The sequence below is a fragment of the Mycobacterium sp. SMC-4 genome (assembly GCF_025263265.1).
In the GTDB taxonomy this organism is placed as follows: Bacteria; Actinomycetota; Actinomycetes; order Mycobacteriales; family Mycobacteriaceae; genus Mycobacterium.
Genome location: NZ_CP079869.1, coordinates 5,370,025 through 5,396,715, shown reverse-complemented (window position 1 = coordinate 5,396,715; position 26,691 = coordinate 5,370,025). Strand labels below are relative to the sequence as shown.

Genomic DNA, 26,691 nt, shown 5'->3' with positions numbered 1-26,691 from the left:
AACCTTTCCCGTGTCAGCCCGCCGGGGCGACGAGCACCTTCATCTTCACGCCGGAGTGCAGCGCCTCGAACCCTTCGTCGACGACCTCGTCGATCCCGATCTCGCTGACCCATCCGGTGGTGTCGTAGGCGCCCTGGGCCATCAATGCGATGACGGCCTCGAAGTCGTCGGAGGTGTAGCAGAGCGAACCCTGAATCCGTGATTCGTTCATCACCAGGCTCAACAGTGGGGTGGTGAGCGGTTTCTCGTAGATCGCGACGCTGACCATCGGGCGTCTGGCCCCCACACATGCCAGCGCGGTTTCGACAGCGGGAGCGACACCGGCGGCGTCGAATACCGCGTCAGCTCCGCGACCGTCGGTTTCGTCGGTGATCAGTGCGGCCACATCCACCGCGCCGGGGTCCAGCGTCTGCGCTCCGAGCGCCTCGATGGCCGCACGGCGGGTGGCTGACGGCTCGACGACGAAGACGTCGTCAATCCCTTTGCCGCGCAGCGCGAACCACAATCCGATGCCGATAGGCCCGGCGCCGAAGATGACCGCGACATCACCACTGGCGGGCTCGCCGAGGGTGGCGGCGTGGTACGCCACCGACATCGGTTCCACCAGCGCCCCGAGTTGCAACGAGACGCTGTCGGGCAGCTTGTGCAGCATGTCGGTCGGCACCACGGTGTATTCGGCCATCCCACCATCGGACATCAACCCGTGGAACCCGATCTGCACGCAGATGTTGTAGTTGCCCGCCCGGCACGGAGCGCAGCGGCCACACCGGTAGATCGGCTCGATCGCGACCCGATCACCTGCGCTCCAGCCCTTCACCTCGGCGCCGACGTCGGTGATGACGCCGGCGAATTCATGCCCCATCACCAGTGGCATCTGCCGGTGTGTCAGCGGATGTGGCTCGGTGGGCACGAAGATCGGACCGGCGTAATACTCATGCAGATCGGTTCCGCAGATGCCGTTGTAGCCGACCTTGACCTTCACGGTGCCCGGCGTGGGTGTCGGCTCCTCGACGTCGGCGATCTCCAGCTTGTTCGGACCGTGGTACACCGCAGCTCTCATGAGACCTGTGTATGTGACCGCGACCACAACGCGAAAGGGTTGCAGACCGTTGCATCTTTGGTTTCGGTGCGCTTCCGATGGTCACCATCACGAGATGTGCAACCCGGTGCAACCCTTGCGGCGCCTGGGCGCCCGGGTGTGCCCTGGGTCACATGACACAGACACTCCAACCCACCACCGCCCGCTCACCGCAGCAGCGGGTGGACGCTTGGCTGGCGGACTTCGAAGCCGCTCTGGCGGTACGCGACGTCGATCGCGCCGTGGCGATGTTCGCCACCGACAGTTTCTGGCGCGATTTGGTTGCGTTCACCTGGAACATCAAGACCGTCGAGGGGCGCGGTCAGATCGCCCACATGCTCTCCGACCGGCTGGCCGGTACCGACCCGTCGAGCTTCAGGACCACCGAGGAACCGACCGTTGACGGGGACGTGACGTCGGCATTCATCGAGTTCGAGACCGCGGCCGGACGCGGCCTCGGTCATCTCCGACTCAAGGGCGAACAAGCCTGGACCTTCCTGACCACGCTGCGCGAACTCAAGGGACACGAGGAGCCGATGGGCCCGTCTCGCGTGCTGGGTGCGGTGCACGGAGACGATCCCGACCCGCGGTCGTGGGCCGAGAAGCGTGCCGAGGAAGAGGCGGCGCTCGGCTACACGACACAGCCCTACGTGTTGGTGGTCGGCGGTGGCCAGGGTGGCATCGCCCTGGGGGCGCGGCTGCGGCAGCTGCAGGTGCCTGCTCTTGTCGTGGACCGCCACGAACGGCCGGGTGATCAGTGGCGCAAGCGCTACAAGTCGCTGTGCCTGCACGACCCGGTCTGGTACGACCACCTGCCGTATCTGCCCTTCCCGCAGAACTGGCCGGTGTTCGCTCCGAAAGACAAGATCGGCGACTGGCTGGAGTTCTACACGCGGGTGATGGAAGTGCCGTATTGGCCGAAGACGACGTGCCTGTCGGCGTCCTTCGACGACGAGACCAAGACCTGGACGGTCGAGGTGGACCGCGACGGTGAACACCTGGCCCTGCATCCGACCCATCTGGTGCTGGCCACCGGCATGTCGGGCAAGCCCAACGTGCCGACGCTACCGGGCCAGGAGGTGTTCACCGGCGACCAGCACCATTCCAGTGCCCACCCGGGCCCGGATGCCTACGTGGGCAAGCGGGCGGTGGTCATCGGATCCAACAACTCTGCCCACGACATATGTAAAGCGTTGTACGAGAACGGCGTCGACGTGACGATGGTGCAGCGGTCCTCGACCCACATCGTCAAGTCGGACACGCTGATGGACATCGGGTTGGGCGATCTGTACTCCGAGCGTGCGCTGGCGGCGGGAATGACCACCGAGAAAGCCGACCTGACGTTCGCCTCGCTGCCCTATCGGATCATGCATGAGTTCCAGATCCCGCTCTATGACCGGATGCGCGAACGCGACAAGGACTTCTACGACCGGCTGACCGCAGCGGGGTTCGAGCTGGACTGGGGCGACGACGGGTCGGGTCTGTTCATGAAGTACCTGCGCCGCGGCTCGGGCTACTACATCGACGTCGGGGCCTGTGAGCTGGTGGCCGACGGTCGGATCAAGCTGGCCCACGGTCAGGTGGATCACCTCACCGAGAACTCGGTGGTGTTGGCCGACGGCACCGAATTACCCGCCGATGTCGTGGTCTACGCTACCGGATACGGCTCGATGAACGGCTGGGCGGCCGACCTGATCGGCCAGGAGGTGGCCGACAAGGTCGGCAAGGTGTGGGGTCTGGGCTCGGACACCACGAAGGACCCGGGCCCGTGGGAGGGCGAGCAGCGCAACATGTGGAAGCCGACCCAGCAAGACAACCTCTGGTTCCACGGTGGCAATCTGCACCAGTCGCGGCATTATTCGCTGTACTTGGCTCTGCAACTCAAGGCGCGTCACCAAGGCATCCCCACCCCGGTGTACGGACTGCAGGAGGTTCACCACCTGAGTTGAGGGGCCGTCGGTCACAATGAGGACGTGAACAGCGAAGCGAACCGGCGCAGCGTACCGACCAAGCCCGGGCTTCCTGCCGAGCGTACCCTGTTGTCCTGGGAGAGAAGTTCTTTCGGATTCCTGGTGGGTGGGGCGCTGGTCCTGTTGCGGGAGCACGGACCACTGGGGCCCGGGCGGACGTTGCTCGCGGTCACCGCGGCGCTGCTGGCGTTGCTGGTCCTCGCGTTGGGCTACCGCCGGTCACGGGAGATCCGGCACAGTCCGGTCATCGCGGACCGGATGGTCACAGCGGATCCGCGTGCGGAGGTGCTGATGATCGGTGCAGCCACTGTGGCATTCGCGACGGCCGTGGTCGGTGCGCTGCTGTTCTCGATCAGCTGACCAGGCCCAGTTCGTCTGCGCGATCGAAGTTGTCATCCACCAGGATGACGTCGCGACCGGGTACGTCGATCATCGACGCGGCGATCGACGAGCGGTACCCGGACTCGCAGTGCACCCACACCTGGCCGCGGGGAACTTCGTCGAGGCGCGCACCGAGCTCATGCAGCGGGATGTTGACCGCATCCGGGATGTGTCTGTCGGAATACTCGCCGTGCTGGCGGACGTCGAGGACGGTTGGGCGGGCATCCTTCATCGCTTCGGCCAGGTCAGCGAAATCGGCGACCCGATAGGACCGCAGCTCGGTGTCGGCGGCCAACGCCCGGATGTCACCGACTGCGGCGCCGGCCAGGTGGTCGACCCCGATGCGGACGAGTTCGCGTCGGGCGTCGGCGATCTGGTCCACATCGTCACCGATGAGCGTCATCGGTGACCCCCACGAGTAGAGCCACCCGAGATAGGTGACGAAGGAGCCCGACAACTCGAACCCGAGGGAGCCACCGAGATGACCGGCGGCGAACGCGGTGCGGTTGCGCAGGTCCACCACCCATTCACCGGCCTCGATACGCCGGCGCAGTTCCTCGCCGTCGACCGGTTCGGGCGGGGACAGGTCGACAGGTTCGGGTCCCTGACTGTTGATGACGCCCATGTGGGCGTAGTAGGCGGGGTAGGCGCCCAAGCCGGCGATCAGTTCCTCGACGTAGCTCTGTTCGTCCTTGGTGAGTGCCGGATTGGTGTGGCGTTCCTCGGCGATGGTTGACGAGTCACCGCTGGCGGGGGTGGCTGAGCAGAAGCTACCGAAACCATGGGTGGGGTAGATCTGGGTGTGATCGGGCAACTCGGCGGCCAGTCGCCGCACCGAGTGGAACTGCGCATGACTGAGTTGCTCGGTGTGTTCGCTGCCGAGTAGATCCGTGCGCCCGGTTGTGCCGTGCAGCAGCGAACCGCCGGTGAACACCGCGGCTACTGATCCGGCGTCGTCACGCAGGACGTAGCTGACATGGTGGTGGGTGTGACCGGGGGTGTGCATCACCTGCAGCCGCATCGGGCCGGCGTCGATCACGTCGCCGTCGCGCACGGCGCGCCGCGCGTAGCCCACCTCGTCGCCGGCCGGTACGGCGTACTCGGCGCCGGTGACGCGGGACAACTCAAGCCCGCCGGTCACATAGTCGTTGTGCAGGTGGGTTTCCAGCACGTGGGTGATCCGGACATCACGGTCACGAGCCAGTTCGAGCACCCGGTCGATGTCACGCTGTGGGTCCACCACCACCGCGATGTCGTCGACGCTGATCAGGTAGCTGCGATCGCCCAGGCCTGAGGTCTCGATGATGGCGATATCGGCGGTGGAGCTCATATGTATCGAAATCCTATGCAATCTCGGATGATTCGAGTGCTTGGATGGCGGAGCGCAGCTTGGCCGCCGCTTCGTCGGCCACGTCACGCAACCCCGGTTGATCGGACACCTGGACCATGATCTGCGGGTCCATCGCGTCGACGATGACTGCGCCATCGTCTGCGGTGTCGGCACGGACGGCGACGTTGCACGGCAACAGCAACCCGATCTGGCGGTCGGCGTTGACCGCTCGGTGTGCCAGCGGCGGATTGCAGGCCCCGAGAATCAGATAGTCCTCCATGTCCTCACCCAGCTTGGCCTTCAGCGTGGCCTTCATATCGATTTCGGTCAGCACGCCGAAACCCTCATCTGCCAGGGCTTTTCGGGTGCGCTCGACCGCATCCTGAAACGACGTGTGCAGTTTTGTGGACAACGCGTAGCTCATGGTCTCCTCCACGTGCTTGTTCGACGGCACCGGGCCTGGACAGCCAGGTCAGGCCAGCGCCAGGAACAACTTCTCCAGTTCGGCTTCGGTCATCGGCTGCTGGCCGTCGGCAGCCTCTCCGGTCAGGCATTCCCGCAAACCGGTGGCGACAATCTTGAATCCGGCCTTGTCCAGTGCCCTCGACACGGCAGCCAGCTGGGTGACCACGTCCTTGCAGTCACGGCCCTGCTCGATCATCGAGATCACCCCGGCAAGCTGGCCCTGCGCTCTACGCAGCCTGTTGAGCACCGCAGCGATCGCGTCCTCGTCACCAACCATGGTGGCTCTCCTTTCCACTGATGATGACAGCGATGGTACCCGCGGGGGTATTCCCACGGGTCAGCCTCACGCGGGGGCGCCGCCGACGTTCCCGGTTCGGGCGAGACGGCGCAGCGGGCATCTGGCGTACCGGGAACACACCACCGTCACCAGCGCGGCGATGGCGGTCAGTGCCGCGGCAGCAATCCCGACACTCGGATGGATCTCCTGGGCCAGGATGACTGACGACATCGCCAGGACGAACCACCCGAAACCCTTGCGGAGGCTGTCTGGATTCACCAGCGCGGTCAGTCGGGCGCCTAATAGTGCGCCTACCACCGCCGCCGCGGTCACCGCCAGGGCCACCGGCCAGTCGATCTGCACGCTGGACAGGTATCCGCCCAGTCCGGCAAACGACTTCATCGCGATCACGATCAGCGAGGTGCCGACCGCGACCGGCATCGACAGTCCGCCGAGCAGCACCAGAGCAGGCACCACCAGGAAGCCGCCGCCGGCGCCGACCAGACCGGTCACCAGTCCGACCACCAGCCCCTCGGCAACAATCTTGGGCATCGGCAGGCGTTGGTGGCCGCCGGTGGACTCGACCGCTTGGCGTCCCCGCAGCATGGCGATCGCGGTGGCGATCATCATCACGGCGAATCCGATGAGCAGCACAGTGCCCGGAATGAAACGGGCGAGCAGTCCACCGCCGTAGGCGCCGGCCATTCCGGCACCGCCGAAGATCAGTCCGGTACGCCACTGCACCCGGCCGGCCCGCGCGTGGGAGATGGCGCCGATCGCGCTGGTGACGCCGACGACCAGGAGTGAGGTGGCGATGGCCTGTTTGGCGTCCATGCCGGCCACATAGGCCAACAGCGGGACGGTCAGGATCGAGCCACCGCCGCCGAGCAACCCCAGGGCGATGCCGACGAAGACGGCCAGGCCGACGGCGAGAGCGATCATGATCGGCTAGCCCGCCGTGCTGCCGGCAGGATCGGCGTCCACCAGCTGCGAGACGACGGTCTGTGCGTCGCACGAGGCGCCCCGGTTGTAGGGCAGCTTGGCCAGCAACATTCCCATCGCACAGGTGTTGGACAGCGCGGCGAAGGTCAGTCCGCCACCGACCGCCCCGGCCACCCATTTGAGCTTGGGTGCGGCGATGCTGCCCAGGATGCTGGTCAGCACGATCGAGCCGGCCACCAGACGGACCTGGCGTTCCAGATCCCAGCGTTGAGCGCCGCGGTTGACCGCGAACCCTTTGGCCTCCCAGGCGGTGATGCCGCCGTCGAGGATGTGCACATTGGTCAGGCCGGCAGTGCGCAGAGTCTCTTCGGCCTGAGCAGCGCGCTGGCCGGAACGGCAGACCAGGACCACGTCCTGATCGAGGTGCTTGACGATCTCGTCGCGGTGCTCACGCAAGAGGTCCAGCGGCACGTTGTAGGCCCCGGCGATGTGGGCGGTCTCGAACTCGCCCGGCGTGCGCACGTCGAGTATCCGGGGAGGGGCGGTGGAACCGAGCATCTGGCGGAGGTCGTGCGAGTCGATGGTGACGGGCGCGGTCATCAGGGGTCCTTTCGGTGGTGGGCGGGCTTCCCTCGAAGATACCGCCGGGGGTATCTTCCCCTCAAGGAAAGCATACCCCCAGGGGTAATATCAAGGGAGGAATTTATACCCCATGGGGTACTTGACATACCCATAGGGGTATAGGCAGTCTGGATTGCAGAAGGCCCACCCAGGCACCCGAAGAAAGGACCACCGCCATGAAATTCATCCAGTACTACCTGGACTGCCTGTCGCACGCGTCGTATCTGATTGCCGACGAAACCACCGGGCGTGCCGTCGTTGTCGATCCGCAACGCGACGTGGCCGAGTATCTTTCCGACGCCCGCGAGTTCGGCTACACCATCGAGCTCGTCATCGAGACCCACTTCCATGCCGACTTTCTGTCCGGGCACCTGGAGCTGGCGCAAGCCACCGGAGCCAGAATCGTCTACTCCTCGGTCGCCGAGACCGAGTTCGAGTCGATGGGGGTCGCCGACGGCGAGCGCTACTCGCTGGGTGAGGTGACGCTGGAGTTCCGGCACACCCCCGGCCACACGCCGGAGTCGCTGAGCATCGTGGTCTACGAGCATGCCGACGACGAGGTCCCCTATGGAGTGCTGACCGGTGATGCGTTGTTCATCGGTGACGTCGGACGCCCCGACCTGTTGGCCTCGATCGGGTTCACTCGGGAGGAGCTGGCCGACAAGCTCTACGACTCGCTACACAACAAGCTGATGACGCTGCCCGATGCCACCCGGGTGTACCCCGCGCACGGCGCAGGCTCGGCCTGCGGCAAGAATCTGTCCACCGATCTGTGGTCGACGATGGGCGAGCAGAAGGAGACGAACTACGCGCTACGCGCCCCGGACAAGGCCACCTTCATGGCGCTGGTCACCGAAGGCCAGCCGCCCGCGCCCAGCTACTTCGTCTACGACGCGATCCTCAACCGCAAGGATCGCGAACTGTTGGACGAGACCAAGGTGCCGACCGCGATGACCTACGACCAGGTTCGCGATGCGATGGCCGCCGGCGCGATCCTGGTCGACGGCCGTGGGCCTGAGGAATTCGCCCTGGGCCACTTGCGCGGTGCGGTCAACATCGGCCTGGAGGGGCGTTACGCCGAGTTCGCCGGATCGGTGGTTCCCACCGACGTCGATATCGTGCTGTTCACCGAACCCGGTCAGGAACTGGAGGCCAAAACCCGGTTGGCGCGCATCGGCTTCGACCGGGTGATCGGCTACCTGGACCAGCCCTTCGAGGTGATGTTCAACCACCGTGACGACGTGCAGATGGCGTCGCGGCTGACGGCCAAGGCATTCGATCAGCGCGCCGCTGAGCTCGCCGACTTGCAGGTCGTCGACGTGCGCAACCCTGGCGAGGTTGCGGCCGGAACCATTCCGAACGCGGTCGCCATCCCGGTCGGGCAGCTCCCGTCACGTCTGGGCGAGTTGGATCCGGCGCGCCCGACGGTGGTGTACTGCGCCGGCGGATACCGCTCCTCGGTCGCGGCAAGTCTGCTGCGCCGCAACGGTTTCACCGACGTCAGTGACATCCTGGGTGGATTTGGCGCCTGGGAAGAATCCCGACAGAACGCCTGAGTGCGCAGGAGAGGGCAATGTTGACCGACAAGCACCAGATCGTCATCGTCGGGGGTGGCACCGCCGGCATCTCGGTGGCCGCTCGCCTGTTGCGGCGGGGCTACTGCGATGTCGCGGTGATCGAACCATCCGACACGCACTACTACCAACCGCTGTGGACGCTGGTCGGCGGAGGGCAGGCGAAGGCATCGGCGACGGCGAGGCCAGAAGCTTCGGTGATGCCCCGCAAGGCTACCTGGGTCAAGAGCGCAGCGGTGGCGGTGGATCCGGACAACAACAGGATCACCTGTGCCGACGGAACGAACTACGAGTACGACGTGCTCGTGGTCTGTCCCGGCATCGCGCTGGACTGGGATCGCACCGAGGGACTGACCGACGCGCTCGGTAAGGACGGGGTCTCCTCGAACTACCGGTTCGACCTGGCTCCGCGAACCTGGGAGTTCATTCGTGATCTCCGTTCGGGCACAGCGGTGTTCGCGATGCCCTCGGGCCCGATCAAGTGCGCCGGCGCGCCGCAGAAGATCGCCTACCTGGCAGCTGATCACTGGCGATCCCAGGGCGTGCTCGACGACATCGACGTGCACCTGGTGGTGCCGACGCCGCGACTGTTCGGGATCCCGGCGATCGCCGACAGCCTCGACGCCGTCGCCGCGGACTACGGCATCACCGTGCACACCAACGCCGAGGTGACGGCCATCGACTCCACAGCACGCAAGGCCGCCGTGACGCACCTCGGGGACGGCGGATCCGGCACCATGTTGTCCTACGACCTGCTGCACGCCGTACCCAGACAGTCGGCGCCGGACTGGATCAAGTTCAGCCCGTTGTCGACCGGTGCCGCCGGCGGTTATGTCGAGATCGACAAGCACACGATGCAGCACGTGCGGTATCCCAACGTGTTCAGTCTGGGCGATGTGGGGTCCTCACCCAACTCGAAAACCGGTGCCGCGATTCGCAAACAGGCGCCGGTGGTGGTGGACAACATCGACGCGTTGCTCAACGGCCGTCCGCTGGCCGCGTCCTACAACGGTTACGGGTCGTGTCCGATCGTGACGTCCGCACACGCAATGCTGCTGGCGGAGTTCGACTATGACCTCAACCTCACGCCGTCGGTGCCGCTGCTGGATCCGACCAAACCGCACCGCGGCTACTGGTACCTCAAGAAGTACGGACTGCCGTTCATGTACTGGAACCTGATGCTGCGCGGCCTCGCGTAGCAATTCCGCTATCGCACAACACCATGAGAAAGGAAACGTGATGGCCACCAAGAACCTCACCTACGACGACTTCGAGTCCACCATCGTCGGCAGCGAGATCGTGCTGGTCGATTTCTGGGCGGCATGGTGTGGCCCATGCCGCGCGTTCGCGCCGGTGTTCGAGCGCTCGGCGCAAGCCCATCCCGACGTGGTACACGCCAAGGTCGACACCGAGCACGAGCGTGATCTGGCTGCCACTCTGGAGATCAGCTCGATCCCGACGGTGATGGCCTTCCGTGACGGCGTGCTCGTCTATCGGGCGCCCGGTGCGATGCCTGCGGCAGCGCTGGAAGACCTGATCGGCCGGGTCAAGGCCCTCGACATGGCCGAGGTCCGTGCCAAGATCGCGGCGCGAAAAGCGGGTTAGCCGGTCTTCGCGTACGCAACCGGCCCGGGCGCTTCGGCGGTGCCCGGGATGACGGTGCCGCCGATCGGGCACCGCGCGGTCTCGGGGACCTTGATCAGCGCTATGGCACCGATGACGCAGGCACCCATCATGTAGTAGGCCGGGAAGAGCATGTCGCCGGTGCGGTTGGTCAGCCAGTCGTTGATGGCCGGTGCCGTCCCACCGAAGATCGACGTCGAGACGTTGTAGGCGATCGCGAAGCCCGCGTAGCGCACGTGGGTGGGGAACATGGCAGGGAAGGTCGCCGAGATCGTCGCCAACTGCGGAACGTAGAGCAAGCCCAGCACCGCGAAGCCGATCAACGCCCCGGCTACGCCCGTGCCCATCAGCATGAACATCGGCACACCAGCGATGAACAGGCCGATCAACGAGAACCACCACAACGGTTTTCGTCCGACCCGGTCGCTGAGCAGCCCGACGAACGGAACAAAGACCATCATCGACACCATGCCGATGACCGGCACGATGAGGGACTGGTCCGCGGTCAACCCGATCTGGGTCTCCAGATACGTCGGCATGTAGGTGAGCAGCGTGTAGTTCACCACGTTCAACGCTACGACCAGGCCGCCGAGCCGCAGGATCGGACGCCAGTAGCCCGCGATCAGGTCGCGCAACTGGGTCGAGGTGTGCTCCTCTTTCTGGCCCTGGGCTTCCAGCTCCCGGAACACGGGGGTGTCCTCCAGCCGTGACCGCAGGTAGAGACCGACGATTCCGAGCGGCGCGGCGACCAGGAACGGCAACCGCCAGCCCCACGACTGCATCTGCTCATCGCCCAGGGCCAGAGAGCAACCCAACATGAGCAACGCGCCCGCCGAAAACCCGCCCAAAGTACCGAATTCCAGGAAACTGCCGAGCAGGCCCCTACGCCGGTTCGGCGAGTACTCGGCCATGAAGGTCGCCGCGCCGCCGTACTCACCGCCGGTGGAGAAACCCTGAACCATCCGGAGCAGCACCAGCAGGAACGGCGCCCACATCCCGATCATGTCGTAGGTCGGTACCAGCGCCACACAGAACGTGGCACCGGCCATCAGCAGGATCGTCATCGCCAGCACGCGCTTGCGACCCAGCCGGTCGCCCAATGGACCCCAGACGAAGCCGCCCAGGGGACGGACCAGGAAGGAGACCGCGAACGTCATCAAGGCCAACAGCGTGGCGTTGGCGGCATCGCCGGGAAAGATCGCCACGGAGATGTAGGTGACCCCGTAGGCGTAGATGCCGTAGTCGAACCACTCCGTCGCATTGCCGATCGCCGAGGCGGCGATGGCCTTCTTCAGCACTCCCGGTGCTGGTTCGTCGCGGCCGGCCGGTGGGCGGCCGTCTGCGGATTGCACGTCGTCCCCCTCGATCTTCGATCGTCGTCGTGCTCGGAAGAGGTGCCTGCACGCCGACGTTACCTGCCGTCGGATTCCCCGGCGGCACCCCCCTGTGCGTCGTCGGGTTGGTCGGGCTCGGCAGCGGGTGACTCGGTGGACTCCGGTTCCAGTGCGACGCTCCACGACCGCTGATAGGGCGGCCGCGCCGCGTCCTGATCGGCGCTCGGTCGCAGCGCCACCACGGTGCCGATGGCCCGTCGCAACCCGGGCGGACCCTCGACCCGCAAGAAGTCGCCGATCCGTCCCGCGCGGTAGCGCAGCGGGGAGCCGAGCAACTCGCCCATCACCACCCCGGCGCCGATGGCCAGGGCGGTGGCTGCGGCCCCCAGCGCCTGCGCCATCCCGGCACCGAAATCGCGCTCGACGGCGAAATAGAACACCGCCCGGAAGACGGCCATCCCGGGAAGCATCGGGGTGATGCCGGCGGTCGCGGTGACCAGTGCCGGCGATTGTCGCCGGATCGAGACCAGAGTGGCCAGCACCCCGACGCCGACTGCCGCGGTTCCCGTTGCCACCACCTGGCCGAAGCCTGCCGTGCCCAAACTCAGCAGCACCGCTTGAGCGGTTCCCGCCGCCGCCGCGGCGGTGGCGATCGCGCGTGGGCGGCCGTAACTGGTGATGGTCAGGCACGCGCCGGCCAGCGCCGCGCCGGCCACCGCCAGCGCGACGTCCAGCGGCTGTGTCGGCAGCACGAAGAATTCGGTGGCGTCGACCTGGAGCTGGATCTCGACGCCGGCCAGCGACGCAACCTGAAGTCCGAAAAGGATGCCGACGACGATGCCCAAGGTCATGAACACGACGTCCCCGAGCCGGGCCACCGCGGTGAGCATATAGCCGGTCAAGGCATCCTGAACCGAGCCCACCAGCGTCATCCCGGCCAACAGCATCACGATCCCGGTCGCCACCAACGCGGTAGGGCCGACACCGGCGAACAGGTACGCAGCCACGGCGACCAGTGTCGCGATCGCCGCCCCGGCGGCCTGCTGAAAGAACACCGGCGTGCCCCGGCGATTCAGCCATCGAAGAGTCCGATCGATCAACACCGAGGTGACTGGCGCCAGAATCCAGGTCGGCCACGAACCGCCCATCAGCATCGCGATGCCGAGCGCAAAACCGGCCCATCCGGCGGTGGCGACCCAGCGCGGATACGGGTGAGGGCGCTCGCTGAGGTCGTCCATCGCCTCGTGGGCTTCGTCGACCGACACCCCGCCCGACGTGATCCGCCCGACCAGCTCGTCGAGATGAGAAAGGCGGGTGTAATCCGTCGACCTGGCCTGTACCGACCGCACGATCGTGATCGGTGCGGCGTCGGCGGTCGGCGGCGCCGAGACGAAAATCGTGGTGGTGAACACGTCGACGACACAGTCGGTGAGTTGGTACGCCTGGGCCACGTCCTGGGCGGTGGCGACGACGTCGGCGGTGCCCGAGCCGGACGACAGCATCACCTCGGCCAGCCGGATGGTCAGATCGAGCACCTTGCGAGTGTGCTGCTCGCTCGGACCGCGGGACAGCCGCCTGCGCTGTCCCGCACCGGAAGCTGGGTCGCGCCGGCCGCGCAGTGCGAAGTTCACGGCGCGGCGGCGGCGGGCCCGTCCATCGGACCGTTCGGCACTCATCACCGCTCACCATACTGAGTCCCGCCGCAGCCGGATCGCTTGGCACCCCCACCCGGAAATTGCCGGAAAAGCTATGGGAGACAACCTTTTCAAGGTGCGCAGTGATCCCGCTCGAAGGGCCGTCCTCGAGTTCACCGAAAAGTCTCTTGACAATATACAACCAATTGGTTGTATATTTTCCCGGTGACCGTGATCGATGAGGACCGGGCCGATGCCCTGTTCCACGCTCTCGCCGATCGGACCAGACGCGACATCATGCGCCGGGTGCTGGCAGGTGAACACTCGGTCTCCGCACTCGCGGGGAAGTACGACGTGAGCTTCGCCGCGGTGCAGAAACATGTCGCCGTGCTCGAAAGGGCCGGTCTGCTCACCAAGCGGCGCAGTGGCCGCGAGCAGCTGGCCAGCGGTGACGTGGCGGCGGTGCGGTCGGTGGCGGTCCTGCTCGGAGAGCTCGAGCAGGTCTGGCGCGGCCGTGTGGCCCGTATCGACCAGCTCATCTCAGCAGAAAGAAACAAGGAGGATTGACCCATGCCTGTGACGGATGTCTCCCACGACCTCGAGGCCCTGAGCCTGACCATCACCGCGGAGTTCGCCGCGCCGGTGCAGCGCATCTGGCAGATTTACGCCGACCCGCGCCAACTCGAAAAGATCTGGGGGCCACCGACATATCCTGCGACCGTGGTGGATCATGATTTCCGCCCCGGTGGGCGGGTGACCTACTACATGACCGGACCGCAGGGCGACAAACACGGCGGCTACTGGGAGATCACCGCGGTGGACGAGCCGACAAGCTTCTCGTTCGTCGACGGGTTCGCCGACGCGGACCTCCGACCGGACCCGAACATGCCGACCGGTCGCAGTGTGTTCACCTTCACCGAACACAACGGCGGTACCCGCGCCACCTACGTCAGCACCTACTCGTCCGTCGAAGCGCTGCAGCAGGTCCTGGACATGGGTGTGGTCGAGGGGGCCAGCTCGGCGATCAACCAGATCGACGACCTGATCACCGCATGACGCGCTGCGCGCCGCGGCAGACTCAGCTCTGCCGTCGGCGCGCCGCCGCGGGCTCGGAACGGTTGCGCCGCAATGCCACCACGACCACGGCCGCCACCAATACCGCAGCGCCGGCCAACGCGGCAACCAGGACGGGCGTCGTCTCGCTCAGCCGAACGGCAATACCCACCAGCGCCCAGACGAGAACCAGGATGAACGTGATATCGCTGTGCCGCAACGCCATCAGCACGCCCAGCCCGGCGGCGGCCACCACCATGATCGCTCCCCAGGCCGGCTCGGACAACCCGAAACCGGCCCACCCGGCGTCGTCGAGCGTGATGGTGGCGTTGGCGATGGTGGCGACCGAGATCCACCCCAGATAGCCGCGGAACGGGATATGCACCGTCCACAGCTCGAGGGTGGACGTGGCCGGTCGCGCCGCTTGCAGGCGGTAGATGACGATCAGCGTGCTCAGTAACACCAGCATCACGAGCATGCTCAGCGGGAAGGCGTTGTGATGCCAGGCGAACAGCCATCCGCAGTTGGCCGCCGCGGTCAGCAGATACCACGGGGCGATGGCGCGGGCCGCTCCGCTGTCGGCGCGGCCTTTGGCCAGCGCCAGGAACACGTAGACGCTGAAGGCGATCAGCCCGGCATAGATGACGCTCCAGATGGAGAACACGTAACCGGCCGGGACGAAGTACACGTCGACGCGACGGGTCACCTCGCCGGTGGTCTGTCCGTTGATCGGCAGGGTGTTGGCCAGATAGTTCACCACCAGCGTGGCGGTCGTGGCCAGCGCGACCGCGACCGGTAGGAGCACAGTCAAGGCGCTGCGTTGCTCAGCGTCGGTCTGGTTCACCCTGTGCTCCTTCGGCCCGAGACACTCGTCGGTCGAAGACCGGGTAGCCCGATTGGACGATCTTGAATCTGGGCGACGGGCGTGACCGTCAGGCTCATGCTGCTACCCCCACGCGCTGGGGTCGCCGTCACCTGGCGGGGACATCCGCGGCTTGAGACGCACCGACGGCATCGGTGGCGCGGGCAGCCGCTGAGTACGCCCGCGATAGCCCTCGACGGTGCCGAACCGGTCCGACTCGGCTTCCCACTCGGCCCGGAACTCGGCGATCTCGTCGTGGCTGCGGCCGATGAAGTTCCACCACATCACGACGGGCTCGGTGAACGGCGTGCCGCCGAGCAGCATCACCCGGGCCGGGTCGTCGCCGGAGTTGGCCAGCGTCACCCGGTCTGGTCCCGGCGCCAGATAACCCAGATCTGCGGGGGCCAGCATGGTCTGCTCGACCAGGACCGTGCCGGTGTCGACGAGGACGCCGTGTTCGAAGTCGGTGTCGACGTCGAGGGTCAGCTCCGAGCGCGGCTCCAACACGAGTTCGGCGCCGAGCAGCGGGCTGTGTGCTGTGACCGTGGAGCTGTGCCCGGCCAAGGTGCCCAGCAGCACCCGCGCGGAGGCGCTGTCCAGCGAGAACGGTGCGGGCGCTGCGTGTTCGAATCGCCGCGGACCGTGCCGGGCGTGTTCGGGCAGGACGACCCACAACTGCACGCCGTGCAGAGTGGTGGTGGCTGCCGTCGAGACCTCGGAGTGGGCGACACCGTGCCCACCGGTCATCAGGTTGAGCTCACCGGGCCGCACCAGCGCATGCACCCCGGTGCTGTCGCGGTGCTCGATCTCGCCCTCGAAGAGCCAGCTGACCGTCTGCAACCCGGTATGGGGGTGTGGCGGAACGTCCATGCCGCCGGTGCGCGCCACGTCATCGGGGCCGTAGTGGTCGAGGAAGCACCACGCCCCGATCAGGGAGCGGGCCCGCTGCGGCAGCGTGCGTCGCACTGTCATCGCCCGTGGTCCGCCGAGCGGTACGGAGCGACTGGAGATGACCTCGACCGGTCTCATGACTCCATCGTGCTGTGTCCGTCAAACGGTTGGCGTGGGTTTCACCCCCCGGAGTGGGCACCCGGTCCCAAGCACCACTAAGTTCTCCAGGGGTGAGGACCTCTGCTTTGCGCGCAGTCGCCCGGTGGGTCATGACCGTGCTGTCAGTTGCGGCTGTGGCCGCGGCCGGGACGCTCGTGGCGCCCACGCCCATGTCGGCTCCACAGGTCCGCCTGACCAGCGATGCGAACCCTCTGGTGGGCCAGCCGTTCTACGTCAACCCGCAGTCCAAGGGCATGCGGGCGTTGGCGAACAACCCGGACCCGCTCCTGGAAGCGGTGGTCAACACGCCCACGGCGTACTGGATGGACCACCTCTCCACCCCGGCCGTCGATGCGAAGTACATCCAGACCGCTCAGGCCGCCGGGACCATTCCGGTGCTGGCGCTGTACGGAATCCCGAACCGGGACTGCGGCAGCTACGCCGCCGGCGGCTTCGGATCTGCCGGCGCCTACCGGGCGTGGATCGATGGCGTCGCCGCCGCGATCGGGCCCGGCCGTGCCGCGGTGATCCTCGAACCCGACGCGCTCGCGATGATCGACTGCCTGTCACCAGGCCAGCAGCAACAACGACTCGATTCGATCGGTTACGCCGTCGACACCCTCACCCGCAACCCCGGCACCGCCGTCTACGTCGACGCCGGGCACCCCCGCTGGGTGGCAGCCGACGTGATGGCCGACCGGCTCAACCAGGTCGGGGTCGCCAAGGCCCGCGGATTCAGCCTGAACACCGCGAACTTCTTCACCACCGCGGAGTCCGTCGGCTACGGCGACGCCATCTCGAACATGACCGGCGGCAAGCCCTTCGTGATCGACACGTCGCGCAACGGCGCGGGACCGGTCGAGGGCGACGACCTCTACTGGTGCAACCCGAGCGGTCGGGCCCTGGGTGCCCGACCCACCACCGACACCGGAAACCCGCGCATCGATGCGTTCCTGTGGGTCAAGCGGCCCGGCGAATCCGACGGCGCCTGCCGCGGCTTTCCGAGTGCCGGTACGTTCATGAGCCAGAACGCCATCGACCTGGCGCGCAACGCCGGCTGGTAGCCCTCAGATCTGCACTGAATCGCCCGCTGTCACGGTGCCGCCGGTGACGACTTCGGCATAGAGGCCGGCGCACGGCAGGACGCCGAAGCCGGCTGCCTGCACGTGGTTGTGCTCCTGCGGGTACCGCACGGAGTGCGGGCAGCGGCCGAGGGTGCCGTGCTCGAGCGTCGGCACCGAGCAACGCGGAGTGGGCATCGTCGCGCGCAACACCACCTCACCCAGGCGGATCCTGGCACCGACCCAGTCATTCTCGACGAACGGTGGTGTGCCGTCAGGAGTCTGGACCACGATGTTGGGCCGGTAGCGCACCGACTCGGCGAGGTCGAAACCGAGTGCGTCCAGGGTCGAGGTCGCGACCAGATGTACCGGCGAATGATCGACGAAGGCACCCCCGGGTGCGCCCTGGGCGAGTTCGAGCAGCACGATCTCGGTCTCAGCGTCCAAACCCCGGGTCAGGACGTCGTCGGGGTCGGGGCGCTCGAGGACGGCGCCCGCGGACCTCTCGTCGGCGATGTGGACGTCGCGGCCCAGGAGCCGCGACAGCGGCCCGGCCGCATCGGCGACGGGCACGTCGTCACCGCCGGGCAAGGTGACCACGACACCGCCCGATGACGTGGTGGCCGTGCATTCGAGCAGCCGGCGCCACAGCCGCGGATTCTTGGCGGTGGCCACCCGACCGGACTCACCGTCGATCACCGCGTAGCGCCGGTCACCGACCACTCCCATCGGCCCGATGTCGAGCGACCGGCACCACTCGCCCAACATCGACTTCACCGGATATCGGCGCAGCACCGCGACCTGTCCGGCCGAAACATCGTTGTGCGTCATGCCCGTCCCGTCATGTGTTGCTCAGATTCGACCTCGGTTACCCACCGCGCCGCGGGGGTAACGCCGTGGAATGTCTCATGGCGACCGCCACTTCGACGTCGTTATCCTGGGCGGCGGCAACGCCGGCATCAGCGCTGCGGCCCGCCTGATCCGAGCGGGGCTGCGCGACGTCGCGGTCATCGAACCGCAGACCGTGCACACCTACCGGCCGCTACTGTCCTACGTCGGCGGCGGGCAGGCCGACCTGAGCGCTGCCGAACGCACCCAGCGATCGGTGACGCCGCGCGAATGCACGTGGATCCGGGATCACGCGCTGGCCGTGGACGCCGACCGGGCCACCGTGCACTGCGACTCCGGGCGGACCTACCGCTACACCGATCTCATCGTCGGCACCGGGCTGGTGCCCGACACCGCCGAACTGCCCGGCATCGACACCGCGATCCAGGCCCCGACCGTCACGAGCAACTACCTCGACCACGCCGAGAAGACGTGGCGGCTCGTTCGAGCGTTACCTCCCGGCGGCCGTGCGGTTTTCACCGTTCCTCGCCCGCCGGTCAGCTGCACCGGCACCACCGTCAAACCGCTCTTTCTGGCCGCCGATCACTGGCGGCGCACCGGCCGGCAAACCGCACTCGACCTCACCCTGGTGGTCGACCGACCCAGCCTGCTGGGCATTACGGAGATCGACAGTCGGGTCTCGGAAGCGTTGCAGCAGTTGGGTGTACGCGTGCGGTACGACTCGCGCGTCGAGACCGTCGACGTCGACGCCGGCGAGCTGACGATCGCGAGTTCCGGTGCGGCCGAGACGCTGGACTTCGATCTGCTGCACATCGTGCCGCCCTTCCGGGGACCGAGCTGGGTGCACGAATCGGGACTGGCCGGGCAGAACCCCCACGGATTGGTCGACATCGACGCCGGCACCCTGCGGCACCGGTCCCGGCCCGATGTCTGGGCCGCGGGTGACGGCGCGGCGGTCGACACCGACCCATCCGGGGGTGCGCTGCGGCGCCAGATCGCCACGCTGGTCCACAACCTGCTGGCCGCGCGCCGGGGACAAGCGTTGGCGCACTATGACGGCTACTCCGTCGCACCGATCACCACCGACGCTCGCCACCTGATCGCCGGCGAGTTCTACCGCTCCGGTGCGATCGCGTCGTCGCTGCCGTCCTTCGTCGATTCCACCAAACCCCGCCGCAGCGCCTGGGTTTTCGACCGCTACATCCTGCCCCGGCTGTACTGGCGCCAGATCCTCAAAGGCCGGCTGTGAACCGAAGGGTCAGGTCTGGGACGGTTTGTCCACCGCGCCGTCGGGCAGCGGCAGACCTTCCGCGCCCGGGGTGGCCGGCGCGAGCACCTCGTCATCCTTGGCGGGCTCCGGCGTGACATCTTCATTCGATGTTGTCATGCCGAACCCGATACCCCGCCGGCGCGGCCGGTAACCACGCGTCGGGCCGGGGACTGCGGAGGCAGCCAGCGCAGACCGGCCACCGCCGCAATGATCCCGGCCAGGAACAGCACCTTGACCGCCGACACCGCCTCTGCGCCGGTCCACATCGCGTAACCAACGGTCAGCGCCGCCCCCAGCCCGGTCCACACCGCGTAGGCGGTGCCGATCGGGATCCACCGGGCGGCCCACCCGAGGCCCGCCATGCTGAACACGATCGCGATCAGGAAGACGACGGTGGGCGCGAACCGGGTGAACTGCTCGGTCTGGCCCAGCGCGGTAGCCCAGACCGCTTCGAGCACTGCGCTGACGATCAAGACCACCCACGGCATTGCCGGCATCGCTAGCTCACCACCTTGAGCCCGACGACGCATGTCACCAGCAGCACCAGCAACGCGACGCGCGCAGTTGAGGCCGACTCCCGGCGGGTGAACATGGCCCACAGCACAGTCACCGAAGCGCCGACACCAACCCAGACGGCATACGCCGTCCCGGTGGGCAGCGGTCCCATCGCGATGGCCAGGCCCACCAGACTTGCGGGCATCGCCACGGCGAAAACGACGGTCGGGCGCAGGCGGCGAAAATTGTCCGACGCTCCGAGCGCGACCGCCCACACCGCTTCGAGCAGACCGGACCCGATGAGGATCAACCAGGCCACGACAGCACCACCTCCCGAAAAAGGCAGTCTTGGCTTGGGCGGGTACTGCTCCCTCGTCCGCAGACCCCCGGGAAGAGGGCCGTGCGGCCAGGTTACCGATATGTGTCGCCGGGAGTCACGAGCCCGCTGTCGATGGTGAGACAGCTAACCACTGCCGGGGGCCCATCAGATCGGAGCGGTGCGGTCGGCCCACGGCAGGGCCTGTTCCAGTTGAGCGGCCAGCCGCAGCAACAGCGACTCACCGGCCAACGGCGCGACGAACTGCACGCCCAGCGGCAGGCCGTCGGCAGTCCAGTGCAACGGAAGCGAGATGGCCGGCCTTCCAGTGAGATTGGCCAGCTGCGTATAGGGAACCCAGTTGAGGTTCTTGTCGACGATGTCGTCGACGATCTTGGTGAAACGCAACAACTGGGCGGTGCGGGTCTTGAGCAACACATCGGAGGCGCGCTGCAGCAACACCGGGAGATCGAACTCGCCGATCCTGGGCGCAGGAGTGGCCAACGTCGGCGTCATCAAAAGGTCGTAGGACTCGAAGTACGTGGTCAGCCTGCGGGTGTGGTCGTGACGCCGCTGCACTGCGTCGAGATAGTCGACGCTGCTGGTGGCCCGCCCCAGCGCGGCCAGCACCAGGGTGTCGCGCTCGAACGCGTCGTCACCGGCGCCGGTCAGCCTCTTGGCCACGTCGACTTCCCAAGCGGTATAGACGAACCAGGTGCACAGGAAATCGCGAGCCAGCACTGCGTCGTCGAACGGCGCCGAGGCCAGCTCTTCGACGTGATGCCCCATCTCGGTCAGCGCCGCTACGGTAGTGTCCACCGCGGCACGGGCCTCAGCGTGCGGTCGCGGATTGATCGCCGATGGAACCCGGACCCCGATGCGTAACCGGCCGGGACCGACGCCCAGGCTCCCGGCGAACGACGCGGCAGGCGCTGCCGGAGCATAGGGTGCCCACGGCTCACCGCCACCGATGACGTCGAGCATCGCCGCGGTGTCGCGAACCGTGCGTGAGACCACTCCTTGCACGGCAGCCCCGTGCATCGACTCCCCGACCGCCGGTCCCGACGGTGTGAGTCCGCGGCCGGGTTTGAGGCCGACGAGCCCGCAGCACGCCGCCGGGATACGGATCGATCCGCCGCCGTCGTTGGCGCCCGCGCACGGCACGATACCGGCGGCCACCGCCGCGGCCGAACCGCCCGATGACCCGCCGGGAGAACGTGTCAGGTCCCACGGGTTGCGTGTCGGGCCCCACAGCTCGGGTTCGGTGATGCCTTTGGCGCCGAACTCCGGAGTGTTGGTCTTACCGAAGATCACCAGGCCGGCGTCGAGCCAGCGCGACACGACGGTGGCGTGCTCGGCGGCCGGTGTGCGGGCCAGCGCGCGACAGCCCGCCGAGGTGGGTAGACCCGCGTAATCCTGCGCCAGATCCTTGATCAGAAACGGCACCCCGGCGAACGGCCCGTCGCGCTGCGGCGCGGATTCGGCAGGGACGTCAGCGACGATGGCGTTCAGGCGGGGGTTCACCGCGGCCGCCCGCTGCCGAGCCAGTTCGAGCAGTTCGGCTGCGCTCACCTGGTCATCGGCGACGAGCTCGGCCAGTCCGGTTGCGTCGTAGCTGCGGTATTCGTCGAAGTCCACGGTTCGACGGTACGTAACGGATGCGGCGAGGTGGGCCGCACCGTCGGGTTCGGATCAGTTTTGGTACAGACCCAGCGACTGTGCGACAGCTGTGGCGATGTCGCCGCTGAGGCTCACGATCGGTGGCCCGCCCGGTTGGTGGATCACGTTGGCGAGCACGGCCACATAGGTGTCCGATCCGGGATCGATCCACAGCGTCACGCCGGTGAAGCCGACATGCCCGAAACTCCCTACGGGAAAGGCCTCGCCGCGCGGTCGGGAATGTATCGAATCGATGTCCCAGCCGAAGCCGCGCAGAGTCTGTCCTGGCACCGCCGGGTAGTCCCCCGATGTCGCACCGTTGGCCGCGTCGAGTTGACCGGGGTGGTGTCCGGGCTGCTGCGGGGTCGTCATCAGCACCGCAGCGGCACGGCTGAGCGGGAATGTGCTCGGCCGATCGGCCAGACGATCGAGCAGCGCATGGGCGAACCGGCCGATATCACCGACCGTCGAGAAGATGCCGGCACTGCCGGTCACGCCCCCCATCCGACGTGCCGTCGGGTCGTGCACCGTACCGCGAAGCAGATACCCGTAATCGGGGTTGCGGCCGGGGGTGTCGCCGTCTCGGGCGGTGGGAGCGATGCGGGGCAGCAGTCCGGTGCTCCACGTCCCTGCCGGACACCCCCCGACCCAGGGCGGATAGCCTGCGAGCGTGACAGCAGTACCCCGAACACGATGCGGTCCACAGGCTTTCGAAGCCGGCAGGTAGCGGGTATCGGTCATGCCCAGCGGCGTGAAGACATGTTCGTGCAGGTATCGATCCAGCGGTTCGCCGGTGATCCTCTCGACGATCGTGCCGAGAAGAATGAAGTTGATGTCGGAGTAGTGGAAGACCTCGCCCGGGTCGTAGACCACCCACGCAGCCAGCGCACGGCGGATGCCTTCGGCTCGGGCGGCTCGCTGAAGCCCCCACGGACCGTCCAGGCTCAGATCTCCTGCCAACCCCGAGGTGTGGGTCAGCAACATCCGCACGGTTACCCGGGCGCGTCGTGGGTCACCGGTCGGGTTGAAATCGGGCAGGAGGGTCTGCACAGGATCATCGATGCGCAGCAGCCCCTGCTGGTAGAGCTGGAGAACGGCCGGTGCAGTCCCGATGCCCTTGCTCAGCGACGCCAGGTCGAAGATGGTGTCGTCGGTCATCGGCTCGGCGGGTGTGGGCGAGCCGTCCAGCCCCGGCTCGCCGGGGAGTTTGCGGACGCCGAACGCCTGCCGGAAGACCACCCTGCCGGCATGCCCTATCTGCACCACCGCCCCGGGCAGTCGGTTCTCGGCGATCGCCTCGCGGATCAGCGCGGAGACCGTGGCGAAATCTACGCTCGGGGACACCTGCGGTGCGGTCGCCGTCGGGGTGGACGTCGGGGCGCGAGATGGCGGCGGCGTCGGATGTCCGCACGAAGATACCGCGCTGAGGCTGAGGAGCAGAACTACCGCGACGCAGACGCGCGCGACGCCAAAGCCCGACACCGCCACGCAGCCGACGGTAATGCGGACCCGGCCTGACGTCACCGGATCGGCGGTTCTGGCGTGTGCGTCAGTGTCGCACCGGTGTGCGCGTACGCGCGCAGCTCACCGCGGTGGCGGCCACCGCGGCCACGGCGCGCTGGGCGCGGGCGTCCTCGCGGTTGATCCGCCGATTGAGCACCCGCCCGTCGCGTGTGGTCAGCGAACGGCTGCGCGCGACGAGCAGGTCGAGTTGCTGCCAGCTGAGGCCGTCGAGGTCGCCGTCCTCGTCATGGCTGGCGATGACGACACAGCCGTAGAGCAGAGGCACATTCTTGGCAGTGAAAGATGTTGTTGCCAGGAGTAATTCGGTTGCGCGACGGTTGACCCGACGCTGGCACCGTCGAGTGGTCGGGCTGAACCAGAAGTCGAACTGGTGGTCGGCGCTGCTCAGGGACTGCAGCGCGTGATCGGAGACGAGGGCGTCGATATCGGCGGTGCTGTAGGCCCGCGTCTCATATACGGCGCCGTTGGTGCTGAAGTAGAGGACTGTATTCATCGTGGTGATCCATTCGACTCTTTTCTCGGTGTGAAGCTCGGCGGAGGATCGCGAGCCCTGTGACAGAAGTTACCCATGTGGCGAAAGGGACAAACCTCGGTAACGATCGGAAAACGTCGGGTTTGACGATCAGGCCCATGTCCCGATGTCCAGGCCGACCGTGCGTCAGTGGCGAGAATCCGGCCGATTCTCCTCCCGGAAGGCACAGTGGGCGGTCTCTACGGCGCTCCCGCGTGTTGCACCCGGTTGCCACCGCGGCGCTTGGCCGAATACATCGCCATGTCGGCCTGACGGACGAGTTGGTGAAACGTGGCCGCAGCCTGGTCGGCATCGACATTGCGCAACGACGCCGTGGCCGTCCCCACACTGGCTGTCACCCGGTAGGACACCGATTCCACCGCTGCACACAGGCATTGAGCCCAGTCTGCCGGCACCGAGGTGGTGAAAACCTCGGCGACCAGGAACTCCTCGCCACCCATCCGGCATACCAGGGCAGTCTCCGGGCAGGCTTCCGTCAGTGCCGCGGCCACCTCGATCAGTGCCTCGTCTCCGGCTGCGTGGCCGAATGCATCGTTGATGGATTTGAATCGGTCGAGATCGAGCAGTGCCAGCGCGCACTGAGCATGGTCGCCCCGGGTCATCATCCGGCCGACCACGGCGTCGGTGAAGGCCCGCCGGTTCAGCAGCCCGGTCAGCGGATCTCGCTCGGAGCGCAACAGATCGGCGCCCAGGGTACGGACCACCACCTGAATCGCAAACGGCACTCCGATATTGAGTTCGAGCACCAGGAAGAAGCCGGTCGCCGCGAACATCAACTCACCCGACTCAGCCACCCGGTAGGCCTGCCACGCACCGACTCCCATCGCCAGGGCGAAGTTCAACAGCATGTATCGGGCACTGTGGAACAACGCGATGTAGCCGCCGGACACTGCGAGTGCGGTGCAGAACAGCAGACCGATCAGCGGATCGGTCTGCCACAGACACCCCGCGGCAATGGTGATGCTGCCGATGGCGGCGAAGACGATCGATTCCGACCGGGTCGGCCAGCGAGTCATCCACAACAACGCCAAAGTGAGCCCCGCGACCCCCGAGGCCAGGGCCAGCAGCAAGGTGAATGCGCTGTCCACGGCGGCGGGGCCCCACACTGCGTTGATCGGGACCAGCGTCAACGACGCCGCGACGAGCGCCAACATGCGTCGCAGCGGCCGGCCCAACCCCCGGGCCTGCAAGTAGCCGCCGAGCCAGTCGAACTGATCCGGCGCGCTCCACCACCTGACTATTCTGTTCATTCGCCGCATCCCCCAAGAAACGTTGCGAGCGACCATAAAAAGCGTTCGATTGTGTTTGCCCACGGTACACGCGCATCGTCTCTCAGAGGCCCAGACTGCCAACCCCGCCGACATGTGCGAAGTGAGCAAAGCAACCCGGGGTGCGAGCCCACCCCGACCGGCTGAGCTCGCCGTGCGTCAACCCAGGTTTGCCGAAACGCAGCATTGTCAATATCCCCTGCATGGCGGGCTTCGACGATGCGCTCGAATGGGTCAAGCACCAGGTTTCCTCGCGGGTGCCCAAGGCCGACCTGGACCAACGCGACGCCGACTACATCCGCGAGCAACTCCCCGGCCTGTGGTTGCTGGCCTCGCTGTACTTCCGCGCCGACGTGCGCGGACTCGAGCGGATACCGGCCGAAGGGCCTGTTCTGCTGGTCGGCAACCACTCCGGGGGAAATGTCCCGCCGGACACTTTTGTGTTTACGTTGGCGTTCTGCTCGTACTTCGGCGTTGAGCGGCCCTTCTATCAACTCGCCCACAACCTTGTCGTCTCGGCGCCGCCGCTGGCGTCGCTGCGCAAGTTCGGCACCGTCGCGGCCAATCCCGACAACGCCCGGCTCGCCTTGGAGTCCGGCGCCGCGCTGTTGGTCTACCCCGGCGGTGACTACGAGGTGTTCCGTCCGTTCTGGGAACGCAACACGGTGGATTTCGGCGGCCGGATGGGATACGTGAAGTTGGCCCGCGAAGCCGGTGTGCCGATCGTCCCGATCGCCAGCGTCGGTGGTCAGGAAAGTGTCTTTTTCATCAGCCGCGGGCAATGGCTGGCCAAGCTGCTCGGCGTCGACAAACTGCTGAGGCTCAAGAGCGTGCCGATCGCGATCGCGCCACCGTGGGGACTGGTGATCAGCGACCTGACCGGCCATATCCCGCTGCCGTCGAAGATCGTTGTCGAGGTGCAGGAGCCGATAGCGGCCGACGACGTCCAAGCCGGTGACGACCAGGCCGTGCACGACCGGGTCGAGGGGGCATTGCAGGCTGCGGTCGACCGCCTTGCCGCCGAACGTCGATTCCCGGTGCTCGGATGAGGCTCCAACGCAGCGTGGTCATCGACGCCGACCGGGACGCCGTCTGGAAGCACGTCAGCGACCCGGGGTGTTACCCGGAGTTCATGGCCAGCCTGGAGCGCTGGGAGATCGTCACCGAAGGGGTCCTCGGCGTCGGTTCGCGCTACACCGTGCACTGGAAGGTCGGGTCGGTGCCGATCGGCGGCGTCATCGAGGTCGTCGAGTTCGACCCAGCCCGGGATCTGGCGTGGGTGGGGCTGACCGGTGTGTCGCTGCGCGGCCGCTTCCGGTTGCGCGACGCCGGCGACGGTCGGACCAAGGTGACGTTCCGGCTGGCCTATGAGGCCCCCGGCGGCCTGCTGGGACTGATCGCCGACCGCGTGGCCGCGCGGCAGGTAGCGCACATCATGAAGCAGACGGTGGACCGGCTCAAGGAGCTGGTCGAGGGCTGAGCTGGCACGGAAACCGGGCTGCCGGCCGAGACCCGCGCCGCAT

29 protein-coding genes and 1 riboswitch are annotated in these 26,691 nt (G+C 66.9%); of the genes, 11 read left to right on the top strand and 18 right to left on the bottom strand.

Features of this window, described 5'->3' with window-relative positions; translation table 11 throughout:
• Window positions 1-13 precede the first annotated feature (13 nt).
• Window positions 14-1,060, bottom strand: a complete 1,047-nt coding sequence (locus KXD98_RS25815; RefSeq protein ID WP_260761128.1) for a 2,3-butanediol dehydrogenase — start codon at window positions 1,058-1,060, stop codon at window positions 14-16.
• A gap of 152 nt (window positions 1,061-1,212) precedes the next feature.
• Between KXD98_RS25815 and KXD98_RS25810 the strand changes: the two genes are divergently transcribed.
• Both KXD98_RS25810 and KXD98_RS25805 read left to right on the top strand, forming a co-directional pair.
• Window positions 1,213-3,027, top strand: a complete 1,815-nt coding sequence (locus tag KXD98_RS25810) for an NAD(P)/FAD-dependent oxidoreductase (RefSeq protein WP_260761127.1) — start codon at window positions 1,213-1,215, stop codon at window positions 3,025-3,027.
• A gap of 24 nt (window positions 3,028-3,051) precedes the next feature.
• Window positions 3,052-3,408 carry a DUF202 domain-containing protein gene (locus tag KXD98_RS25805; RefSeq protein ID WP_260761126.1) on the top strand — a complete coding sequence of 119 codons (357 nt, stop codon included), beginning with the start codon at window positions 3,052-3,054 and terminating at the stop codon, window positions 3,406-3,408.
• On the opposite strand, the gene KXD98_RS25800 is transcribed toward KXD98_RS25805, so the two are convergent.
• From KXD98_RS25800 to KXD98_RS25780, 5 genes are all read right to left on the bottom strand, one after another.
• A complete protein-coding gene (locus KXD98_RS25800; RefSeq protein WP_260761125.1) occupies window positions 3,401-4,759 on the bottom strand; it encodes a rhodanese-like domain-containing protein in 1,359 nt (452 codons plus the stop codon). The two genes, KXD98_RS25805 and KXD98_RS25800, sit on opposite strands and share 8 nt — an antisense overlap.
• A 13-nt stretch (window positions 4,760-4,772) precedes the next feature.
• On the bottom strand, window positions 4,773-5,183 hold the full coding sequence (locus KXD98_RS25795; RefSeq protein ID WP_260761124.1) for a DUF302 domain-containing protein: 411 nt from the start codon (window positions 5,181-5,183) through the stop codon (window positions 4,773-4,775).
• Window positions 5,184-5,231: 48 nt separating this feature from the next.
• Window positions 5,232-5,501 carry a metal-sensitive transcriptional regulator gene (locus KXD98_RS25790; RefSeq protein WP_011891882.1) on the bottom strand — a complete coding sequence of 90 codons (270 nt, stop codon included), beginning with the start codon at window positions 5,499-5,501 and terminating at the stop codon, window positions 5,232-5,234.
• 66 nt (window positions 5,502-5,567) lie between these two features.
• Window positions 5,568-6,443 (bottom strand): sulfite exporter TauE/SafE family protein, encoded by an 876-nt coding sequence (locus KXD98_RS25785; protein WP_260761123.1) that lies wholly within the window; start codon window positions 6,441-6,443, stop codon window positions 5,568-5,570.
• A gap of 6 nt (window positions 6,444-6,449) precedes the next feature.
• A complete protein-coding gene (locus tag KXD98_RS25780) occupies window positions 6,450-7,043 on the bottom strand; it encodes a rhodanese-like domain-containing protein (protein WP_260761122.1) in 594 nt (197 codons plus the stop codon).
• Between the two features lie 197 nt (window positions 7,044-7,240).
• On the opposite strand from KXD98_RS25780, the gene KXD98_RS25775 reads away from it, so the two are divergent.
• Genes KXD98_RS25775 through trxA form a run of 3 tightly spaced genes read left to right on the top strand, consistent with a single transcriptional unit; the run spans window position 7,241 to window position 10,243 of the window.
• A complete protein-coding gene (locus KXD98_RS25775) occupies window positions 7,241-8,620 on the top strand; it encodes a rhodanese-like domain-containing protein (RefSeq protein WP_260761121.1) in 1,380 nt (459 codons plus the stop codon).
• 17 nt (window positions 8,621-8,637) lie between these two features.
• A complete protein-coding gene (locus KXD98_RS25770) occupies window positions 8,638-9,837 on the top strand; it encodes an FAD/NAD(P)-binding oxidoreductase (protein ID WP_260761120.1) in 1,200 nt (399 codons plus the stop codon).
• A 40-nt stretch (window positions 9,838-9,877) separates the two neighbouring features.
• Window positions 9,878-10,243 carry a thioredoxin gene (gene trxA, locus KXD98_RS25765; RefSeq protein ID WP_260761119.1) on the top strand — a complete coding sequence of 122 codons (366 nt, stop codon included), beginning with the start codon at window positions 9,878-9,880 and terminating at the stop codon, window positions 10,241-10,243.
• On the opposite strand, the gene KXD98_RS25760 is transcribed toward trxA, so the two are convergent.
• Together KXD98_RS25760 and KXD98_RS25755 are read right to left on the bottom strand one after the other, a co-directional pair.
• Entirely contained in the window at window positions 10,240-11,613 is a 1,374-nt protein-coding gene (locus KXD98_RS25760) for an MFS transporter (protein ID WP_260761118.1), read from the bottom strand. The two genes, trxA and KXD98_RS25760, sit on opposite strands and share 4 nt — an antisense overlap.
• A 59-nt stretch (window positions 11,614-11,672) precedes the next feature.
• The gene (locus KXD98_RS25755; RefSeq protein WP_260761117.1) at window positions 11,673-13,271 is read right to left on the bottom strand and encodes a threonine/serine exporter ThrE family protein; all 1,599 of its coding nucleotides are present in this window, start codon (window positions 13,269-13,271) and stop codon (window positions 11,673-11,675) included.
• 183 nt (window positions 13,272-13,454) lie between these two features.
• On the opposite strand from KXD98_RS25755, the gene KXD98_RS25750 reads away from it, so the two are divergent.
• Window positions 13,455-13,796, top strand: coding sequence for a helix-turn-helix transcriptional regulator (locus KXD98_RS25750; protein WP_260761116.1), 342 nt, complete (start codon window positions 13,455-13,457; stop codon window positions 13,794-13,796).
• A gap of 3 nt (window positions 13,797-13,799) precedes the next feature.
• Window positions 13,800-14,285, top strand: a complete 486-nt coding sequence (locus KXD98_RS25745) for an SRPBCC domain-containing protein (RefSeq protein ID WP_260761115.1) — start codon at window positions 13,800-13,802, stop codon at window positions 14,283-14,285.
• 22 nt (window positions 14,286-14,307) lie between these two features.
• Here KXD98_RS25745 and KXD98_RS25740 read toward each other — a convergent pair whose 3' ends face one another.
• Both KXD98_RS25740 and KXD98_RS25735 read right to left on the bottom strand, forming a co-directional pair.
• Window positions 14,308-15,126 (bottom strand): tryptophan-rich sensory protein, encoded by an 819-nt coding sequence (locus KXD98_RS25740; protein ID WP_260761114.1) that lies wholly within the window; start codon window positions 15,124-15,126, stop codon window positions 14,308-14,310.
• Window positions 15,127-15,228: 102 nt separating this feature from the next.
• Window positions 15,229-16,173: a pirin family protein gene (locus KXD98_RS25735; RefSeq protein ID WP_260761113.1), complete on the bottom strand. Its 945-nt coding sequence runs from the start codon at window positions 16,171-16,173 to the stop codon at window positions 15,229-15,231.
• Between the two features lie 131 nt (window positions 16,174-16,304).
• Between KXD98_RS25735 and KXD98_RS25730 the strand changes: the two genes are divergently transcribed.
• Entirely contained in the window at window positions 16,305-17,258 is a 954-nt protein-coding gene (locus KXD98_RS25730) for a glycoside hydrolase family 6 protein (protein ID WP_260761112.1), read from the top strand.
• Window positions 17,259-17,261: 3 nt separating this feature from the next.
• Here the strand turns inward: KXD98_RS25730 and KXD98_RS25725 are convergent, their stop codons facing one another.
• A complete protein-coding gene (locus KXD98_RS25725) occupies window positions 17,262-18,086 on the bottom strand; it encodes an MOSC domain-containing protein (RefSeq protein ID WP_260761111.1) in 825 nt (274 codons plus the stop codon).
• 70 nt (window positions 18,087-18,156) lie between these two features.
• Here KXD98_RS25725 and KXD98_RS25720 point away from each other — a divergent pair, with 70 nt between their 5' ends.
• Window positions 18,157-19,353 (top strand): NAD(P)/FAD-dependent oxidoreductase, encoded by a 1,197-nt coding sequence (locus KXD98_RS25720; RefSeq protein WP_260761110.1) that lies wholly within the window; start codon window positions 18,157-18,159, stop codon window positions 19,351-19,353.
• A gap of 9 nt (window positions 19,354-19,362) precedes the next feature.
• On the opposite strand, the gene KXD98_RS25715 is transcribed toward KXD98_RS25720, so the two are convergent.
• From KXD98_RS25715 to KXD98_RS25685, 7 genes are all read right to left on the bottom strand, one after another.
• A complete protein-coding gene (locus KXD98_RS25715) occupies window positions 19,363-19,491 on the bottom strand; it encodes a hypothetical protein (RefSeq protein WP_260761109.1) in 129 nt (42 codons plus the stop codon).
• The gene (locus KXD98_RS25710) at window positions 19,488-19,862 is read right to left on the bottom strand and encodes a multidrug efflux SMR transporter (RefSeq protein ID WP_260765435.1); all 375 of its coding nucleotides are present in this window, start codon (window positions 19,860-19,862) and stop codon (window positions 19,488-19,490) included. The genes KXD98_RS25715 and KXD98_RS25710 overlap by 4 nt, the downstream gene beginning before the upstream one ends.
• Window positions 19,863-19,873: 11 nt before the next feature.
• The gene (locus KXD98_RS25705; RefSeq protein ID WP_260761108.1) at window positions 19,874-20,188 is read right to left on the bottom strand and encodes a multidrug efflux SMR transporter; all 315 of its coding nucleotides are present in this window, start codon (window positions 20,186-20,188) and stop codon (window positions 19,874-19,876) included.
• Between the two features lie 18 nt (window positions 20,189-20,206).
• Window positions 20,207-20,272: riboswitch (guanidine-III (ykkC-III) riboswitch) on the bottom strand.
• Between the two features lie 81 nt (window positions 20,273-20,353).
• A complete protein-coding gene (locus KXD98_RS25700; RefSeq protein ID WP_260761107.1) occupies window positions 20,354-21,823 on the bottom strand; it encodes an amidase in 1,470 nt (489 codons plus the stop codon).
• 54 nt (window positions 21,824-21,877) lie between these two features.
• A complete protein-coding gene (locus tag KXD98_RS25695) occupies window positions 21,878-23,332 on the bottom strand; it encodes a serine hydrolase domain-containing protein (protein ID WP_396882074.1) in 1,455 nt (484 codons plus the stop codon).
• 61 nt (window positions 23,333-23,393) lie between these two features.
• The gene (locus KXD98_RS25690; protein WP_260761106.1) at window positions 23,394-23,861 is read right to left on the bottom strand and encodes a hypothetical protein; all 468 of its coding nucleotides are present in this window, start codon (window positions 23,859-23,861) and stop codon (window positions 23,394-23,396) included.
• A gap of 218 nt (window positions 23,862-24,079) precedes the next feature.
• Window positions 24,080-25,150, bottom strand: coding sequence for a diguanylate cyclase (locus KXD98_RS25685; RefSeq protein WP_260761105.1), 1,071 nt, complete (start codon window positions 25,148-25,150; stop codon window positions 24,080-24,082).
• A 221-nt stretch (window positions 25,151-25,371) separates the two neighbouring features.
• Between KXD98_RS25685 and KXD98_RS25680 the strand changes: the two genes are divergently transcribed.
• Together KXD98_RS25680 and KXD98_RS25675 are read left to right on the top strand one after the other, a co-directional pair.
• Complete coding sequence (locus KXD98_RS25680; RefSeq protein ID WP_260761104.1) at window positions 25,372-26,217, top strand: lysophospholipid acyltransferase family protein; 846 nt, start codon at window positions 25,372-25,374, stop codon at window positions 26,215-26,217.
• Window positions 26,214-26,648: an SRPBCC family protein gene (locus tag KXD98_RS25675; protein ID WP_260761103.1), complete on the top strand. Its 435-nt coding sequence runs from the start codon at window positions 26,214-26,216 to the stop codon at window positions 26,646-26,648. The genes KXD98_RS25680 and KXD98_RS25675 overlap by 4 nt, the downstream gene beginning before the upstream one ends.
• Window positions 26,649-26,691 lie beyond the last annotated feature (43 nt).

Bases quoted from the DNA above. Each gene is read 5' to 3' on its own strand.
- KXD98_RS25815 (WP_260761128.1), bottom strand. From the start codon at position 1,060: ATGAGAGCTGCGGTGTACCACGGTCCGAACAAGCTGGAGATCGCCGAC.
- KXD98_RS25810 (WP_260761127.1), top strand. From the start codon at position 1,213: ATGACACAGACACTCCAACCCACCACCGCCCGCTCACCGCAGCAGCGG.
- KXD98_RS25800 (WP_260761125.1), bottom strand. From the start codon at position 4,759: ATGAGCTCCACCGCCGATATCGCCATCATCGAGACCTCAGGCCTGGGC.
- KXD98_RS25795 (WP_260761124.1), bottom strand. From the start codon at position 5,183: ATGAGCTACGCGTTGTCCACAAAACTGCACACGTCGTTTCAGGATGCG.
- KXD98_RS25790 (WP_011891882.1), bottom strand. From the start codon at position 5,501: ATGGTTGGTGACGAGGACGCGATCGCTGCGGTGCTCAACAGGCTGCGT.
- KXD98_RS25785 (WP_260761123.1), bottom strand. From the start codon at position 6,443: ATGATCGCTCTCGCCGTCGGCCTGGCCGTCTTCGTCGGCATCGCCCTG.
- KXD98_RS25780 (WP_260761122.1), bottom strand. From the start codon at position 7,043: ATGACCGCGCCCGTCACCATCGACTCGCACGACCTCCGCCAGATGCTC.
- KXD98_RS25775 (WP_260761121.1), top strand. From the start codon at position 7,241: ATGAAATTCATCCAGTACTACCTGGACTGCCTGTCGCACGCGTCGTAT.
- KXD98_RS25770 (WP_260761120.1), top strand. From the start codon at position 8,638: ATGTTGACCGACAAGCACCAGATCGTCATCGTCGGGGGTGGCACCGCC.
- trxA (WP_260761119.1), top strand. From the start codon at position 9,878: ATGGCCACCAAGAACCTCACCTACGACGACTTCGAGTCCACCATCGTC.
- KXD98_RS25755 (WP_260761117.1), bottom strand. From the start codon at position 13,271: ATGAGTGCCGAACGGTCCGATGGACGGGCCCGCCGCCGCCGCGCCGTG.
- KXD98_RS25745 (WP_260761115.1), top strand. From the start codon at position 13,800: ATGCCTGTGACGGATGTCTCCCACGACCTCGAGGCCCTGAGCCTGACC.
- KXD98_RS25735 (WP_260761113.1), bottom strand. From the start codon at position 16,173: ATGAGACCGGTCGAGGTCATCTCCAGTCGCTCCGTACCGCTCGGCGGA.
- KXD98_RS25730 (WP_260761112.1), top strand. From the start codon at position 16,305: ATGACCGTGCTGTCAGTTGCGGCTGTGGCCGCGGCCGGGACGCTCGTG.
- KXD98_RS25725 (WP_260761111.1), bottom strand. From the start codon at position 18,086: ATGACGCACAACGATGTTTCGGCCGGACAGGTCGCGGTGCTGCGCCGA.
- KXD98_RS25720 (WP_260761110.1), top strand. From the start codon at position 18,157: ATGTCTCATGGCGACCGCCACTTCGACGTCGTTATCCTGGGCGGCGGC.
- KXD98_RS25715 (WP_260761109.1), bottom strand. From the start codon at position 19,491: ATGACAACATCGAATGAAGATGTCACGCCGGAGCCCGCCAAGGATGAC.
- KXD98_RS25710 (WP_260765435.1), bottom strand. From the start codon at position 19,862: ATGCCGTGGGTGGTCTTGATCGTCAGCGCAGTGCTCGAAGCGGTCTGG.
- KXD98_RS25690 (WP_260761106.1), bottom strand. From the start codon at position 23,861: ATGAATACAGTCCTCTACTTCAGCACCAACGGCGCCGTATATGAGACG.
- KXD98_RS25685 (WP_260761105.1), bottom strand. From the start codon at position 25,150: ATGAACAGAATAGTCAGGTGGTGGAGCGCGCCGGATCAGTTCGACTGG.
- KXD98_RS25680 (WP_260761104.1), top strand. From the start codon at position 25,372: ATGGCGGGCTTCGACGATGCGCTCGAATGGGTCAAGCACCAGGTTTCC.
- KXD98_RS25675 (WP_260761103.1), top strand. From the start codon at position 26,214: ATGAGGCTCCAACGCAGCGTGGTCATCGACGCCGACCGGGACGCCGTC.